This window comes from Acinetobacter sp. V115_6, assembly GCF_031799025.1.
In the GTDB taxonomy this organism is placed as follows: Bacteria; Pseudomonadota; Gammaproteobacteria; order Pseudomonadales; family Moraxellaceae; genus Acinetobacter; species Acinetobacter pittii.
Genome location: NZ_JAVQNO010000018.1, coordinates 100,732 through 117,017 on the forward strand (window position 1 = coordinate 100,732; position 16,286 = coordinate 117,017).

Consider the following 16,286-nt stretch of genomic DNA (forward strand, 5'->3'; position numbering starts at 1 on the left):
ACCCCATCATCAAGATAGGGCTCTTTTGAATAATTTTCAATCAGTTATAGACTAAATATTAAGCCACTTGGCCTTCTAAAAAGTCTTGCGCAAAACGCTGTAATACACCGCCTGCTTCATATACAGAAACTTCTTCTTCTGTATCTAAACGGCAAGTCACAGGCACTTCAAGAATCTCTTCTTTACCATCCGCTGTAGCACGTTCAATCACTAAAGTTAAAGTCGAACGCGGCGCAATATTACCAATCACGCTATAAAGCTCTGTACCATCTAGTTTTAAAGTCTTACGGTTTACACCCGGTTTAAACTCAAGTGGTAACACGCCCATACCCACCAAGTTAGTACGGTGAATACGCTCAAAACCTTCTGCCACAATTGCTTCAACACCTGCAAGGCGTACACCTTTCGCAGCCCAGTCACGGCTTGAACCCTGACCGTAGTCAGCACCCGCAATAATAATTAACGGCTGCTTGCGGTTCATGTAGGTTTCAATTGCTTCCCACATGCGCATCACTTCACCTTCTGGCTCTACACGCGCTTTTGAACCTTGCTTAATGGTGCCGTCTGAGCGAACCACCATTTCGTTATAGAGTTTCGGGTTGGCAAATGTTGCACGTTGTGCAGTCAAATGGTCACCACGGTGCGTTGCGTATGAGTTGAAGTCTTCTTCTGGTACGCCCATTTTGTGAAGGTATTCACCCGCAGCCGAGTCCATCAAAATCGCATTTGAAGGCGACAAGTGGTCGGTGGTGATGTTGTCACCCAAAATCGCAAGCGGACGCATGTTCGCCAAAGTACGTGGTGCAGCCAATGCCCCTTCCCAATATGGTGGACGGCGGATGTAAGTACTTTGCGGACGCCAGTCGTAAAGTGGGCTTTTCGCTTGCTCAACTTCGCCCAAGTCAAACATTGGAATGTAGACTTTACGGAACTGTTCAGGCTTTACGGCTTGCTTAACTAACGCATCAATTTCAGCGTCAGATGGCCAAATGTCTTTGAGGTAAATCGGGTTACCGTCTTTGTCATGACCTAACGCATCTTTTTCGATGTCAAAACGAATCGTACCTGCAATTGCATACGCTACGACAAGCGGTGGAGATGCCAAGAACGCTTGTTTTGCATAAGGATGGATACGACCATCGAAGTTACGGTTACCAGAGAGTACTGCTGTTGCGTACAAGTCACGATCGATAATTTCTTGTTGAATGACTGGATCTAACGCACCCGACATACCGTTACACGTCGTACAAGCGTAAGCCACAATACCAAAACCAAGTTGTTCTAAGTCTTTTAGAACGCCTGCTTCTTCAAGGTAAAGTGCAGCCGCTTTTGAACCCGGTGCAAATGATGATTTCACCCAAGGTTTACGAACCAAACCTAGCTCATTTGCCTTACGTGCCAACAAGCCTGCCGCCACGGTGTTACGTGGGTTAGAAGTGTTGGTACATGAAGTAATTGCAGCAATAATGATTGCGCCATCTGGCATTAAGCCATCAGAACGGTTTTCAACAACACCCGCAATACCTTTTTCTTTTAGGTCGGCAGTTGATACACGTGCATGCGGGTTTGATGGACCAGCAATGTTACGTGTGACTGTCGATAGGTCAAAACGAAGTACACGTGGGTACTCTGCTTTGGTCATGTCAGACGCCCAAAGGCCGATTTCTTTTGCGTACTGTTCAACCAATGCGACTTGAGTATCTTCACGGCCTGTTAGACGTAAGTAGTCGATCGTGTTTTGGTCGATGTAGAACATCGCAGCCGTAGCGCCATATTCTGGAGTCATGTTCGAAATGGTTGCACGGTCGCCTACAGACATGCTGTCAGCACCTTCACCAAAGAACTCAAGGTAAGCACCCACTACGCGCTCTTTACGCAAGAACTCTGTTAGAGCAAGTACGATATCCGTTGCAGTAATGCCTGCCTGACGCTGACCTACAAACTCAACACCAATAATGTCTGGTAGACGCATCCAAGATGCTCGGCCTAACATTACGTTTTCAGCTTCTAAGCCACCAACACCCACAGAAATTACGCCCAAAGCGTCTGTATGTGGTGTGTGTGAGTCTGTACCGACACATGTGTCTGGAAATGCCACGCCATCACGCGCCTGAATGACCGGAGACATTTTCTCTAGGTTAATCTGGTGCATAATACCGTTCCCCGCAGGGATCACATCGACATTTTTAAATGCGGTTTTAGTCCACTCAATAAAGTGAAAACGGTCTTCGTTACGGCGGTCTTCAACAGCACGGTTTTTAGCAAAAGCGTCTGGGTCAGCACCACCGTATTCCACTGCTAAAGAGTGGTCAACAATAAGCTGAGTCGGTACAACTGGGTTGACTTTAGATGGGTCACCACCTTTGTCAGCAATCGCATCACGCAAACCTGCAAGGTCAACCAGTGCAGTTTGACCTAGGATGTCATGACACACTACGCGCGCAGGATACCAAGGAAAGTCTAAGTCCTGACGGCGCTCAATTAACTGCGTTAAATAAGCAGTTAAATTCTCGGCATCGGCACGGCGTACCAATTGCTCTGCAAGTACTTTAGAGGTGTAAGGCAGTTTTTCGTATGCGCCTGGCTGAATATCTTCAACGGCTTGACGCACGTCGTAATATTCAAGCTGGGTGCCTGCCAGCGGCTTACGGTATTTAGTGTTCATTAACCACGCTCCGCCAATGGTTTAAATTCAAGATTTTCAGGGCCTGTGTAGTTCGCGCTTGGACGAATGATTTTGCCGTCTTGGCGTTGTTCAATCACGTGCGCTGACCAACCTGCTGTACGTGCAATTACGAATAATGGTGTGAACATTGCAGTTGGAACACCCATTAAGTGGTAGCTCACCGCACTGAACCAGTCGAGGTTCGGGAACATGTTTTTCACTTCTTTCATCACTGCTTCTAAACGCTCAGCGATGAGGTACATTTTGGTGTTCTCTTGTGCTTGCGCTAAGTCATGTGCAACTTTCTTGATGACTTCGTTACGTGGGTCAGAAACTGTATATACAGGGTGACCAAAACCGATCACAACTTCTTTATTTTCAACACGTTTACGGATGTCAGCTTCTGCTTCGTCTGCGTTGTCGTAACGTTGTTGAATCACGAATGCAACTTCGTTTGCACCACCGTGCTTAGGTCCGCGAAGTGCACCAATACCACCTGTAATTGCCGAGTACATGTCAGAGCCTGTACCTGCAACCACACGTGAAGTAAATGTTGATGCGTTGAACTCGTGCTCAGCATACAAAATAAGAGAGGTATGCATTGCTTGAATCCATTCTTCAGATGGTTTTTCGCCATGAAGTAAATGTAAGAAATGCGCTGCAATTGAGTCGTCATCTGTTTCAACTTCAATACGACGACCGTTATTGCTGAAGTGATACCAATAAAGCAGCATTGAGCCTAGGCTTGCCATTAATTTATCAGCAATATCTTTTGCGCCAGCTTCGTTGTGGTCTTCGTGTTCTGGTGTTAAACAACCTAGCACTGAAACACCTGTACGCATCACGTCCATTGGGTGTGCAGACGGTGGTAATTGTTCAAGTGCAGTTTTAAGTGCTGCAGGTAAGCCACGAAGTGCTTTTAATTTTGCTTTATACGCTTTGAGTTCAGCTTTGTTTGGTAATTTGCCATGTACAAGCAAGTGAGCAACTTCTTCAAACTGGCTACCTGCTGCAAGGTCAAGAATGTCATAGCCACGATAGTGCAAGTCGTTACCGCTACGTCCTACGGTACACAGTGCTGTGTTGCCTGCAACTTGTCCGCTAAGTGCAACTGATTTTTTTGGTTTGAAGCCTGTTGTTGTTTCATTTGAGCTCATAAGATTGTCCTTTCCTATCTATTTAAATTATTTGGGAAACACGGCATATGTACCGTGTTTTACTTCTTATTTCTTTTTAGCAAATGCGTTGTCTAAGTAGTCTTCAAACGCATAGTAGTTGATGCGTTCATACAACTCTTTACGCGTTTGCATAATATCAACCACGTTCTTTTGAGTGCCTTCTTTACGTAAGGTTTCATACACAGTTTCGGCTGCTTTGTTCATGGCACGGAAAGCAGAAAGCGGATAAAGCGCAAGGCTTACATCGGCAGATGCTAACTCTTCAGTGGTAAACAGTGGTGTAGAACCAAACTCAGTAATATTTGCCAAAATCGGTGCGCCAGTCTTCTGAGCAAATTGCTTGTACATATCAAGCTCAGTGATTGCTTCAGGGAACAACATGTCTGCACCCGCTTCAATGTAGGCACCCGCACGGTCAATTGCAGCTTGTAAGCCATCTACTGCCAATGCATCGGTACGTGCCATAATCACGAAGCTGTCATCACCACGCGCATCAACCGCTGCTTTAATACGGTCAACCATTTCTTCTTGAGTCACAATGGCTTTGTTCGGACGGTGACCACAACGTTTTGCGCCCACTTGGTCTTCAATGTGCATTGCCGCAGCACCAAACTTGATAAGTGCTTTTGTAGTACGAGCAATGTTAAATGCAGAAGCACCAAAACCTGTGTCGGCATCGACCAATAATGGAAGGTCACATACATCAGTAATACGGCGTACGTCGGTCAACACATCATCAAGGTTACTAATTCCCAAATCAGGTAAGCCTAAAGAACCAGCGGCCACACCACCACCTGATAAGTAAATCGCTTTATAACCTGCACGTTTTGCCAAAAGTGCATGATTGGCGTTAATGGTTCCAACCACTTGTAATGGCTTTTCTTGGGCTACTGCATCGCGAAATAGCTGACCTGCGGATTGTTTAGCCATTGTTATGTTCTCCTTGTGCTTGTAGCAGTGTTTGCTCAATAATTTTGTAAGAAGCATTGATATGTCGATGCATGAGCAGCTCGGCAAGTTCACCATCGCCTTCTGCAATTGCATCTAAAATACGGATATGTTCGTCCCAAGCTTTGCTCGGTCGATCGGGTGTGTTTGAAAACTGAATTCGGTACATACGGATGAGGTGATAAAGCTCATCACACAGCATTTTTTCTAGGGTTTTATTGCCACTACTTTTGATAATGCAGTAGTGAAAATCGTCCTGCCCTTCTTGCAAGTAATATCCTTTACCTGCTTTAAAGTTTTCATCTTCGGCATGCATACGCAAAACATCACGTAGTGCCAAGATTTGCTTTTTATCAATATGCTGTGCCGCAAGTTTGCAGGCCAAACCCTCTAAAGACGCACGAATCTGGTAAAGCTCTTTAAACTGTTGCAGTGAAAGCGAAACCACGCGCGCGCCCACATGTGCAGTTCGCTCAACCAAACGTTGCCCTTCAAGGCGATGAATCGCTTCACGCAATGGCCCACGACTAATGCCATAAGTGCGCGCCAGTTCAGGCTCAGAAATTTTGCTACCTGCCGGAATTTGACCCAAAACAATCGCCGTCTGTATTTGTTTAAATACATTCTCGGTCAGTGTTCTTCCCTGACTTTGTAATGGCTCTGGTGCGAAGGTCAAATCTTGCATATTGTCGACAATTTTTAATCAATTATGAGTTTTATAGCGGTATGAATGAAAAAAATCAAGGTGATTGTTGACACTTTACAGAACGCATCAGGTCAATTTTTATCGTTTGACCTGTTCTCTCACCTTATATTTAAACCACTAAACCACTTGCCAATTAGTATTTATAAAACAGATATTTAATATTATTTTACCTATAGTTTTATGGCACTTCTTTAGCTGCTTTTCGACCGCTAATCTTTTGTTTCAAACTTTAGTCTACAACCAATGTATTACAGCAAGATTGTAGACAATCTGCTTGAATGAAAGCATGAGTTATAAATTAGTATCTATTTACCGTAATTTCTTTTAAATCTTTTTATCATTTTCATCCAGAAAATATCGATATTAGTGAAATTATCAGGTGCTTCACGGTAGCTTTATTGATACATTATTGAACATCGACATAGTTGTGGCGTATTTTTCGAGACAGAAAAAACCCAGCACTATGCATATTGTTGAATGAAAGGACTTTTTTGATGTTTCAACATATCCCCCCATACGCAGGCGATCCAATTCTCTCTTTAATGGAACAGTTCAACGCTGATACTCGTTCTGGAAAAGTGAACTTGAGTATTGGTCTTTATTATAACGAAGACAGTATTGTTCCTCAGTTAGAGACCATTATTGAAGCGCAAAAGCGTATCGAGCCTAAAAACGGTAAAACCAAACTTTATTTGCCAATGGAAGGCTTCAAACCTTACCGTGAAGCAATTCAAGCACTTTTATTTGGTGCAAACAGCCCAGCAGTTAAAGCTGGCCGTGCTGTAACCATCCAAACGCTTGGTGGTTCAGGTGCATTAAAAGTTGGTGCGGACTTCTTAAAAACTTACTTCCCAAATTCTGACGTTTGGGTAAGCCAACCAACTTGGGACAACCACGTTGCGATTTTCAATGGCGCTGGTATCAAAACTCATTTCTACCCATATTTCGATAACGAAACACGTGGTGTAGATTTTGACGGTATGCTTTCTACACTTAAAACTTTGCCTGAGCAAAGCATTGTGTTGTTGCACCCATGCTGCCACAACCCAACGGGTGCTGACTTAAACCCAGCGCAATGGGACCAAGTAATTGCAGTATTAAAAGACCGTAACCTTATTCCATTCCTAGACATCGCTTACCAAGGTTTTGGTGACGGTATGGAAGAAGATGCGTATGCAATTCGTGCTTTAGACCAAGCGGGTCTAAACTTCATTGTGAGCAACTCGTTCTCTAAAATCTTCTCTTTATATGGCGAGCGCGTTGGCGGCTTAACTTTCGTATGTGACGATGCAGAAGCTGCTCAGTGCACATTCGGTCAGTTAAAAGCGACTGTACGTCGTATTTACTCTAGCCCTCCTACTACAGGTGCTTGGTTAGTTGATGAAGTGTTAAATGACGCTGAACTTAACCAACAATGGCAAGGTGAAGTGAAAGAGATGCGTGAGCGTATTATTAAAATGCGTAGCATCTTGAAAGACGAGCTTACTAAAGCATTACCAGACCGTGACTTTAGCTACCTTGTAAACCAAAAAGGTATGTTCAGCTACACAGGTTTAACTGCTGAGCAAGTTGATATCTTGCGTGAAGAATATGCAATCTACTTAGTACGTAGTGGTCGTATTTGTGTAGCAGGTTTAAACATGAACAATGTTTACACTGTTGCTAAAGCAGTTGCAGAAGTACTTGCTAAATCTGTAGAAGCTGCATAAGACATCTGTAAAAAAAGGCGCTTCGGCGCCTTTTTTTATGTCTCAATATTACGATTTAGCCTTGCCCCAATACTTCAGTTTTGAGGTATGCCCAATCCCCACATTAAAGCTATTGGTTGGGTCGAGTTTTTGGTAGAAGTTCGCTAAGGCAGGTTTGGCAATGTAGAGATGCCCGACATTATGCTCTGCTGGATATTCAGCACGGCGCGCATCGAGTAATTTCCACATTTGATGTTCCATTTCTAAAGGGTCATTGCCCTTTTTAAGAATATAGTCCTGATGGAACACATGACAAAAGAAATGCCCATAATAGAGTTTATGGATAATTTTCTTTTCCATCTCGGCTGGCAGTTGCTCTACCCATTCGCGGTCATTACGACGTAACGCAATATCAAGCGCGACAATATCTTCAACTTCACTACGGTGCGTATCGCGATAACGAATAGCCGCCCCTGCAATCGCAAAACGGTGTAAGAACGCTTTTCGCCCTTCTTCTTCGCTACATACGAAATAGCTGCCTGACGGATGCACTGCAAAATATTCTTTTAAAAACTGCTCAGTCTGTGCTTTCGAATTATTTTCGACACGTAAAACTAAATGGTGCTCATAACGATCTCGATATTCGGTCATACGCTTCGGCAAATGACTCGGTAAAAAGAAGGTAATGGCCTGCAAAATATGATCTGTTAAGCCTTTAATTTTAAATTTTTCTAAAAAGCCATCAACTTTATCTTTCATCGCAAAAGCTTTTGGAACATTGGCTGTGCCAAATTTCTCAATAAATAAGAATGTGTCTTTTCCGTACTTTTCACCAATTAAGTAGGCATCTCGGTGAATATACTCACCCGCAATCGGCAAGCTTGGTAGTGAGGTCAGTAAGTAACGACGAATCGCTGTTAAATCATCGGCATCATTAGTACCAATATAAAAAACATTGCTCTCTACTTTTTCATAAGTATCAAGGCGTACAGCAAACACACAGACTTTACCTGCCGAACCCGATGCCTCAAACAAACGTGATGGATCTGCATTAAAACGAGCAGGCGTATCTGCATCAACTTGAGTCACATCATGCGCATAGCGATGGTCCGATGCCTGCTTTTCACTATCATCTAAAATATCTACAGCTTGGTATTGCTGTTTCTCTAAACGAGTCAAAATCTCTTCAGGAGTCGAGCCTAAATTCACCCCTAAATGGTTCACCAGTTCTAACTGACCAGTAGCGTTCACCTGAGCATATAACGCCAGTTCAGTATAAGCCGGTCCACGGCGTACCAACGCACCACCAGAGTTATTACAAACACCGCCTAGTACTGATGCCCCAATACAAGATGAACCAATCACCGAATGAGGTTCACGGTCATAGCCCTTTAAAATTTGCTCTAAATTATCTAAGGTCGCACCCGGTAAACAAATCACTTGCTTACCGTCACGAATGACCTGAATGCCCTTTAAGCGGCGCGTACTCATGACCAACACAGGACGATCATAATCATCGCCATATGGCGTTGAACCACCAGTGAGTCCTGTATTTGCTGCCTGCATAATCACAATACAGTCTGCATCAATTGCAGCCTGCAACACTTGCCATTGCTCTAGCAAGGTACCCGGCACCACCACAGCAAGTACTTTCCCCTCACCAAAACGACGACCTTGACGATATTGACGCGTACTTTGGTCATCGGTCAAAACATAAGAACGCCCTACAATATTTTGTAAGCGTTCGATCACTGCTTGAGGAGAAAATGTTTGCATGATGGTTTCCTTTTGGTCATCCATTTATAAAATTAGACCAACACGACGGGATCTTACCGTTTGTAATTTATAATTTAATTAGCTCATTCTCTAATGGGAATCAGCCCTATATTTACTATCGTGGTTGGCGGCAGGGATGCCGCCTGTTGAGCAACTGTACAAGGAAGTACGGTTTGCTCAACAAAAGGTTTTTGGTTACTTTTGACCTTTCAAAAGTGACAAATGCCTATATGTAAAACATTAGCAAATCACCAAATTCTGAGGCTGTGCTTATTGCTTCACTTAAAAAGTTATTTCTTAAAAACCTTGTTTCATCGCTTGCACTAAACAATCCGCATTAATATCCGAAATCGACTTAGCACCCGTCAACGTCATCGCAACACGCATTTCTTTATCAATCAAATCAAGCAAGTTCGACACCCCTTGCCCACCTGCTGCTGCCAAGGCATAAACAAATGCACGGCCAAGTAAAACCGTATCGGCACCGAGCGCTAACATACGCACCACATCTAAACCATTACGAATGCCTGAGTCAGCCAAAATTGCTAAGTCCCCTTTGACGGCATCAGCAATTGCAGGCAATGCACGAGCAGACGACATCACGCCATCTAACTGACGACCGCCGTGATTTGATACCACAATGCCATCTGCACCAAAACGCACCGCATCTTTGGCATCTTCAGGATCTAAAATGCCCTTAATCACCATTGGGCCATCCCAAAATTCACGAATCCACTCAAGGTCTTTCCATGAAATGGATGGGTCAAAGTTCGAGCCTAACCAGCCGATATAATCTTCAAGCCCAGTTGGTTTACCTAAATATTTAGAGATGTTACCCAAGTCATGCGGACGCCCCATTAAACCGACATTCCACGACCAATGTGGATGGAACATAGACTGCATATAACGGCGCATCGCAGCATTTGGTCCACTCATACCCGAATGAGCATCACGGTAGCGCGCACCCGGCACAGGCATATCTACGGTAAATACCAGTGTTGAGCAGCCTGCTGCTTTTGCACGTTCCAAAGCATTACGCATAAAACCACGATCACGTAATACATATAATTGGAACCACATAGGGCGATTAATTGCAGGTGCAACTTCTTCAATCGGACACACTGAAACCGTTGAAAGTGTAAATGGTATGCCCTTTTTATCGGCTGCCATTGCGGCTTGCACTTCACCACGGCGTGCATACATACCTGTTAAACCTACAGGCGCCAATGCAACTGGCATCGATAGCGTTTCATTAAACAGTTTTGTCTCTAAACTTAACGCTGACATGTCATTCAGCACACGTTGACGCAATGCAATTTCTGACAAATCTTGTACGTTACGCTTTAAGGTATATTCCGAATACGCTCCACCATCAATGTAGTGAAATAAAAATGGAGGTAAGCGACGTTGTGCCGCAGCACGATAATCATTGCCAGAAGAAATAATCATTTTGAATCAACTCTATTTAAACGATTTGCACGTTTCTGGCGAGCTTCATCTTCATCCAGAGAACGCACATGGTTAATCACAAATTCAATATGACCGCAGACAGCTTGGCGTGCGGCCTCGGGATCTTTACGATCAATAGCATCCATCACCTGAAAATGCTGCTCGCTCAGCAAGTCACCATTTACAGGGTCGTTATAAACTTTCTTACGCCCTAATAAGACGTTGTATTGCAGCAAATCAAACAGGCTACGCATCATTTGAATCAGCACCACATTGTGAGATGCTTCAGCAATCGCTAAGTGGAACTCAGCATCTGCCACCGCAGCTTGCGCCGAGTCACCCGCATTTTGATGGCGACTAATTTCATTAAAATAATGATGGATTTTGGCGCGATCTTCAGGCGTTGAGCGTAATGCGGCATACCAAGCAGTACCACCCTCAAGTAATAACCGCGCCTCTTGCACATCGAAACGGTAGAGTGGATCTTCTTCAATCAGGTTGCTAATCGGGTTCACAATCAGTTGCTGTGGCCACTGTTCAGGTAACTGCTGAATATAAGTCCCATCGCCGCGGCGGCTACTGAGCACCCCTTGACTATTGAGCTGTTGAATTGCCTCACGCAAAGACGGACGAGAAACCCCTAAGCTAGTTGCAAGCTGGCGCTCGGCTGGCAAGCGGTCACCTTTTTTCATGTGCCGCTCTTGAATTAATGCCTGCAATTTCATGACCACTTGATCGGAGATTCTCATCGCGTTTCCTTCACTGGAGTTATGGAATCATCCACGGAACCAGATAAGCCTGAACCGTAATAATGATGCCAACAAAGACAGTGAATATGATGCTATGTTTTACCGTGAAACGGAACAAGTCAGACTCTTTTCCAACTAAGCCCACCGCTGCACAAGCAATGGCAATCGACTGCGGAGAAATCATCTTCCCTGTTACGCCACCACTGGTATTAGCAGCCACCAATAACACTTCGGGAATACCAATTTGCTGCGCTGTGGTCGCCTGTAAAGCCGAGAACAAAGCGTTTGAAGAGGTATCTGAACCCGTAAGGAATACACCAAGCCAGCCCAAAAATGGTGAGAAGAAAGTAAACGCATGACCCGTATGCGATAGAGCCAAAGCCAATGTTGCAGATAAACCTGAATAGTTCGCAATAAAAGCAAATGCCAACACCATACCAATCGAGTAAATCGGTGTTTTCAGCTCATTGAGTGTTTCACCAAAGGTCGTTACAGCTTCACTTGCTTTCATTTTTAAGAAAATAGCAGTGATGATTGCAGCAATAAAAATTGCAGTACCGGTTGCAGAGAACCAATCAAACTTATAAATCGCTTCATATGGCTTCATCTCTGCCACAATTGGTGGCATTTTTTCGACCAATTTATGCAAATACGGTACTTCAAGTTTAAAAATCCAGTGCTCAAGAGCACCATCTTTTGCAAATAATGCTTTAAATGGCTTAACACTCCAGATGGTGACCATGACTGTTAAGATGGCAAATGGAGACCATGCCTTCACAATTTTTCCAATGCTATAACTTTGAACCGTAGTAGGTTGCTGAGTCAAAGTTTGACCCGCTTCAGGTTCAAAGCGGAAAATATGTTTTGGTTTCCAAACCCGAAACAATAAAGTTAAGCTCACCAATGACGCAATTGCAGCGGTAATATCTGGTAATTCAGGACCAATAAAGTTAGATGTAAGATATTGGGCAATCGCAAAAGCTCCACCACCCACTAATACAGCAGGCCAAGTTTCCTTAACACCACGCCAGCCATCCATAATCGCCATGATCCAGAACAGCACAATAATGACTAAAAATGGCAACTGACGACCAACCATCTGGCTAATTTCCATGGTCTCTACACCAGAAACCTGCCCCGCCACAATAATTGGAATACCCATTGCACCAAATGCCACTGGCGCTGTATTTACAATTAAACATAAACCAGCAGCGTAAAGTGGCTTAAAGCCTAAACCAACAAGGAGTGCAGCGGTAATTGCGACAGGAGCACCAAAGCCAGCCGCCCCTTCAAGGAAAGTACCAAATGCAAAACCAACCAATAGCATTTGCAGACGTTGGTCTTCGGTAATCGACAAAATGCTTGAACGAATAATCTCAAACTGACCTGTTTTTACCGAAATTTTGTATAGAAAAACTGCCCCGATAATAATCCATGAAATTGGCCATAGACCGTAGAAGAAACCGTAAATGATTGACGCAAAGGCCATTTGACCCGGCATTTGATAGAAAAAGAGCGCAATCAATAATGCAATAATGACTGTGCCTGTACCAGCAATACTGCCTTTTAAACGAAAAACAGCCAATGCTAAAAAGAAGAAAATAATCGGGATTAATGCAACCGCACTGGACAGCCAAATATTATTTAAAGGGTCATAAAGTTGTTGCCACATATTGAGCATTGTCATCTCCTTGAAATGCCGGGGCGAATTTTTTTACCTTAAATTCTTAAACATTTAACACAATTGGTATGACCAATTAAAAATTAAGTGCAAATGTTGTTCCTTAAACCACAGACCGCATCATAAACACAGATATTGGTAAGATCAATCATTAAATAATTATCATAATTGGTAAGACCAATAGTGCTAAGTAAAATCAAGCTCTTTCTAATTTAGAAATTTTCTTATTAGACTAAAGTCGTAAAAAACTTTCTTATAAAATTAAATATGACTTACAGAAATGAAGTGAAAAATTTGAATATAAAAACTATAAACATACCAATTTGATGATCTATGTATAATGTGCGTACAACTCAAACCACATGTATTGAATTGAATAATGACTACTTTAACGTGTTTTAAAGCTTATGATATCCGAGGCAAACTCGGCACCGAATTGAATGAAGAAATCGCCTATAAAATTGGCCGCGCTTACGGACAAATCTATAAACCAAAGACTGTGGTTGTAGGTTGTGATATTCGTCTAAGCAGTGAGGCTTTAAAACAAGTGACCATCCGCGGGTTAAATGATGCGGGTGTCAATGTTCTTGATTTGGGCATGACAGGTACTGAAGAAGTTTACTTCGCCGCTTTCCATTTAGATGTACAAGGCGGTATCGAAGTTACTGCTAGTCATAACCCAATGGACTATAACGGTATGAAATTGGTTCGAGAAAATGCTCGTCCAATTAGTGCCGATACAGGTTTAAAAGAAATTCAAGCTTTAGCAGAAACTAATAACTTTGAAGAAGTTAGCCAAAAAGGTACAACGCAAAGTTATAACATTTTGCCTGAGTTCGTTGATCACTTAATTACCTATATTGAACCAGCAAAAATCCGCCCACTTAAGTTAGTGGTAAACGCTGGTAATGGGGCTGCGGGTCACGTCATTGATGCGATTGAAGAAAAATTTAAAGCGCTTAACGTACCAGTTGACTTTATTAAAATTCACCATGAAGCAGATGGTACGTTCCCAAATGGGATTCCTAACCCAATTTTAATTGAAAACCGTGACAGTACTCGAAATGCTGTTCTTGAGCATAAAGCGGATATGGGAATTGCTTGGGACGGCGACTTTGACCGCTGTTTCTTGTTTGATGAAAAAGGTCAGTTCATTGAAGGCTACTATATTGTTGGTCTACTGGCTCAAGCATTCTTGATTAAACAATCAGGCGAGAAAATTGTGCATGACCCACGTTTAGTGTGGAATACGTTTGATATCGTCTATGAATACAAAGGCATTGCCGTACAATCAAAATCTGGTCATGCATTTATTAAAGACGTTATGCGTGAACACAATGCTGTATATGGCGGTGAAATGAGTGCCCATCACTATTTCCGTGACTTTGCTTACTGCGACAGCGGCATGATTCCTTGGTTACTCACTGTTGCCCTACTTTCTGAAACGGGAAAATCACTTTCAACACTCGTTGAAAATATGGTTACCAAGTTCCCTTGTAGTGGTGAAATCAACTTTAAAGTAGCTGATACACAAATCACTATTCAAAAGATTTTCGATTTTTATACCGATCAAAATCCACAAATTGACCGTACCGATGGTGTAAGCCTCGACTTTGGCGCATGGCGTTTTAACGTCCGTGCTTCAAATACTGAACCGTTATTACGTCTCAATATTGAAAGCCGTGCAGACCGCCAAGCTCAACCTATGCAACATTATGTAGATGAGTTGACTAGGTTGATTCAGTCTTAATAGACCTCATCTCAAAGAGATGGAACATTATTGTTCCATCTCTTCTTGGCTATTCTGCATAATTTTATAAGTATGATTATGTCCATCTAATACATCCTTATTTAGATTTTCATAACCTTTCAACAGCGCTTTCTTATCAAAATTACACGTTTGATTTTCATTAATAAATTTTTGGTGAATGGCACTATAACAACTCGATACATCATCAACAAATTGATAGTAATCAGACAAAGGCAACCCTGCCAACTTTAATAGTTTTGGAGCAACGAAACTTGCAGCAATATAAGGCTGCTTCAAAGGCTTCTTATCTAATTTATAATTGCTCCATACCACAAACGGTGTCTGGTAATTTTTTAAATTAGTTCGCTCAGGATCATCTTTAAAAAATCCATAATTCTCATAAACTTCTTGTAGATTCGGTAAATGATCGCCAAAGGCCACTAAAATTGTTGGTCGATCTACTGTCTTTAAATATTCAGCGAGCTCTTTCAGTTTTTGGTTAGCACGCGCAGTTCCAGCAGTATAAGTACTTAATTTCTGCTTTTCGGTTTCAGATAATTCTTTGTTAAATTTATAATTCTGCTTACCGAATCGATCATCATTATACGTAGGATGATTTTCAACAGTAATCGCATAAATAAACTTTGGCTGTTGCTCATTCTCATCTAAAGTCGATTTAATCGAATCAAAAATAAAATCATCCGAAGCCCAGCCTCCCAAATTAAAGACTTTTTTCTGATCTCTTTGAGTGACCATATTTTCAAGTGATATAAATTTCTGAAAACCTAACTGTGGATATACTTTATTACGATTATAATAATAACTGTAGTTATTATGCATAACTACAGTTTGATAGCCGATTGAATTTAAGAAATAAGGCAAAGAATAAATTGGCTTTTTCAATTTAGAAACATATAACAGCTCGTTTGGGAAAAAAGTTGTATTGAGGCTCGTCAGTACTTCAAATTCGACATTCGCAGTACCTCCACCAAAAGAGGGCGACAATAAATTAGAGACTTGATTTTGATGAACAAAAGATAGTAAGTCTTTTGGTAAACCACTTTCTAAATGATGAGCATCCCAAAAAGATTCCTCCATCACTATAACAATATTTGGATATTCCTTCCCACTCTCTTCTAAAGGTTGAGTAGAATGATGTTGCTGCAAAATCTGGTGTATGTCTTGCTCAGATACTTTACGGTTCGGTAATAAAACACTTGTTACATTATCCAATACCTTAGATACGTAAAAAGTTACAAATCCATAATCTTGAATATTCCGATAATCGCCATTCCAGTCATTTCTAGTATTTGGAAACTCCTGTAAGCTTGCACAAATTTTCGGTTTATTTTCAGAAAAACAAGCTCCTGTAGGATTTTTAATAAAGTTTAAATAAATTAAACCACTACTGATTAATCCGAAGATAACAATATTGGGAACATATGTATGAAAAGTGGCTTTACTTTCTTTACGTAAAGCGATGAGTAGTATGATAAGAAAGAAAATAATCAAAGTAAAAAAGATAAGTTGCAAGTGCCAAGGAGTAGCCTTCATTGCCTCTGGTAGTAAAAAAATATCTTCAGGGCTTAAATTACTAAATAAATACTGTTGCTTCTTTTTATTAATAAAATTCAAAAATATAACGAATAATTGGCTTAAAAAAATAGCAGCATATTTACGACCAACCACAATAAAA

Annotated in this window: 12 protein-coding genes; 3 read left to right on the top strand and 9 right to left on the bottom strand. The window is 42.0% G+C overall.

The genetic code is table 11. The features are described 5' to 3' along the window. Positions 1-58: 58 nt before the first annotated feature. The 4 genes from acnD to RMA94_RS06425 all read right to left on the bottom strand — a co-directional run bounded on the left by acnD (position 59) and on the right by RMA94_RS06425 (position 5,476). Positions 59-2,665 carry a Fe/S-dependent 2-methylisocitrate dehydratase AcnD gene (acnD, locus tag RMA94_RS06410; protein WP_309171389.1) on the bottom strand — a complete coding sequence of 869 codons (2,607 nt, stop codon included), beginning with the start codon at positions 2,663-2,665 and terminating at the stop codon, positions 59-61. Continuing rightward, complete coding sequence (prpC, locus tag RMA94_RS06415) at positions 2,665-3,822, bottom strand: 2-methylcitrate synthase (protein ID WP_002120737.1); 1,158 nt, start codon at positions 3,820-3,822, stop codon at positions 2,665-2,667. The genes acnD and prpC overlap by 1 nt, the downstream gene beginning before the upstream one ends. Positions 3,823-3,888: 66 nt before the next feature. Next, entirely contained in the window at positions 3,889-4,773 is an 885-nt protein-coding gene (gene prpB, locus RMA94_RS06420) for a methylisocitrate lyase (protein ID WP_004706036.1), read from the bottom strand. Continuing rightward, positions 4,766-5,476 carry a GntR family transcriptional regulator gene (locus RMA94_RS06425; protein ID WP_001153627.1) on the bottom strand — a complete coding sequence of 237 codons (711 nt, stop codon included), beginning with the start codon at positions 5,474-5,476 and terminating at the stop codon, positions 4,766-4,768. The genes prpB and RMA94_RS06425 overlap by 8 nt, the downstream gene beginning before the upstream one ends. 45 nt (positions 5,477-5,521) lie before the next feature. Between RMA94_RS06425 and RMA94_RS06430 the strand changes: the two genes are divergently transcribed. Beyond that, positions 5,522-5,656: a hypothetical protein gene (locus RMA94_RS06430; protein ID WP_311082281.1), complete on the top strand. Its 135-nt coding sequence runs from the start codon at positions 5,522-5,524 to the stop codon at positions 5,654-5,656. 335 nt (positions 5,657-5,991) lie between these two features. Beyond that, the gene (locus tag RMA94_RS06435) at positions 5,992-7,206 is read left to right on the top strand and encodes an amino acid aminotransferase (RefSeq protein ID WP_005309021.1); all 1,215 of its coding nucleotides are present in this window, start codon (positions 5,992-5,994) and stop codon (positions 7,204-7,206) included. 48 nt (positions 7,207-7,254) lie between these two features. On the opposite strand, the gene dld is transcribed toward RMA94_RS06435, so the two are convergent. The 4 genes from dld to lldP all read right to left on the bottom strand — a co-directional run bounded on the left by dld (position 7,255) and on the right by lldP (position 12,846). Continuing rightward, positions 7,255-8,961: a D-lactate dehydrogenase gene (gene dld / locus RMA94_RS06440; protein ID WP_311082284.1), complete on the bottom strand. Its 1,707-nt coding sequence runs from the start codon at positions 8,959-8,961 to the stop codon at positions 7,255-7,257. A gap of 297 nt (positions 8,962-9,258) precedes the next feature. Beyond that, positions 9,259-10,410, bottom strand: a complete 1,152-nt coding sequence (gene lldD / locus RMA94_RS06445) for an FMN-dependent L-lactate dehydrogenase LldD (RefSeq protein WP_004706043.1) — start codon at positions 10,408-10,410, stop codon at positions 9,259-9,261. Next, the gene (gene lldR, locus RMA94_RS06450) at positions 10,407-11,159 is read right to left on the bottom strand and encodes a transcriptional regulator LldR (RefSeq protein ID WP_311082286.1); all 753 of its coding nucleotides are present in this window, start codon (positions 11,157-11,159) and stop codon (positions 10,407-10,409) included. Before lldR ends, lldD begins: the two co-directional genes overlap by 4 nt. A 19-nt stretch (positions 11,160-11,178) precedes the next feature. Beyond that, the gene (gene lldP / locus RMA94_RS06455) at positions 11,179-12,846 is read right to left on the bottom strand and encodes an L-lactate permease (RefSeq protein WP_311082287.1); all 1,668 of its coding nucleotides are present in this window, start codon (positions 12,844-12,846) and stop codon (positions 11,179-11,181) included. A 373-nt stretch (positions 12,847-13,219) separates the two neighbouring features. Here lldP and RMA94_RS06460 point away from each other — a divergent pair, with 373 nt between their 5' ends. Further along, a complete protein-coding gene (locus RMA94_RS06460) occupies positions 13,220-14,590 on the top strand; it encodes a phosphomannomutase CpsG (RefSeq protein WP_311082288.1) in 1,371 nt (456 codons plus the stop codon). Positions 14,591-14,617: 27 nt separating this feature from the next. On the opposite strand, the gene RMA94_RS06465 is transcribed toward RMA94_RS06460, so the two are convergent. Then, on the bottom strand, positions 14,618-16,279 hold the full coding sequence (locus RMA94_RS06465; protein WP_311082320.1) for an LTA synthase family protein: 1,662 nt from the start codon (positions 16,277-16,279) through the stop codon (positions 14,618-14,620). Positions 16,280-16,286: the final 7 nt, after the last annotated feature.

Bases quoted from the DNA above. Each gene is read 5' to 3' on its own strand.
- RMA94_RS06430 (WP_311082281.1), top strand. From the start codon at position 5,522: ATGAAAAAAATCAAGGTGATTGTTGACACTTTACAGAACGCATCAGGT.
- lldD (WP_004706043.1), bottom strand. From the start codon at position 10,410: ATGATTATTTCTTCTGGCAATGATTATCGTGCTGCGGCACAACGTCGC.
- prpB (WP_004706036.1), bottom strand. From the start codon at position 4,773: ATGGCTAAACAATCCGCAGGTCAGCTATTTCGCGATGCAGTAGCCCAA.
- RMA94_RS06425 (WP_001153627.1), bottom strand. From the start codon at position 5,476: ATGCAAGATTTGACCTTCGCACCAGAGCCATTACAAAGTCAGGGAAGA.
- acnD (WP_309171389.1), bottom strand. From the start codon at position 2,665: ATGAACACTAAATACCGTAAGCCGCTGGCAGGCACCCAGCTTGAATAT.
- lldP (WP_311082287.1), bottom strand. From the start codon at position 12,846: ATGACAATGCTCAATATGTGGCAACAACTTTATGACCCTTTAAATAAT.
- prpC (WP_002120737.1), bottom strand. From the start codon at position 3,822: ATGAGCTCAAATGAAACAACAACAGGCTTCAAACCAAAAAAATCAGTT.
- RMA94_RS06460 (WP_311082288.1), top strand. From the start codon at position 13,220: ATGACTACTTTAACGTGTTTTAAAGCTTATGATATCCGAGGCAAACTC.
- dld (WP_311082284.1), bottom strand. From the start codon at position 8,961: ATGCAAACATTTTCTCCTCAAGCAGTGATCGAACGCTTACAAAATATT.
- RMA94_RS06435 (WP_005309021.1), top strand. From the start codon at position 5,992: ATGTTTCAACATATCCCCCCATACGCAGGCGATCCAATTCTCTCTTTA.
- lldR (WP_311082286.1), bottom strand. From the start codon at position 11,159: ATGAGAATCTCCGATCAAGTGGTCATGAAATTGCAGGCATTAATTCAA.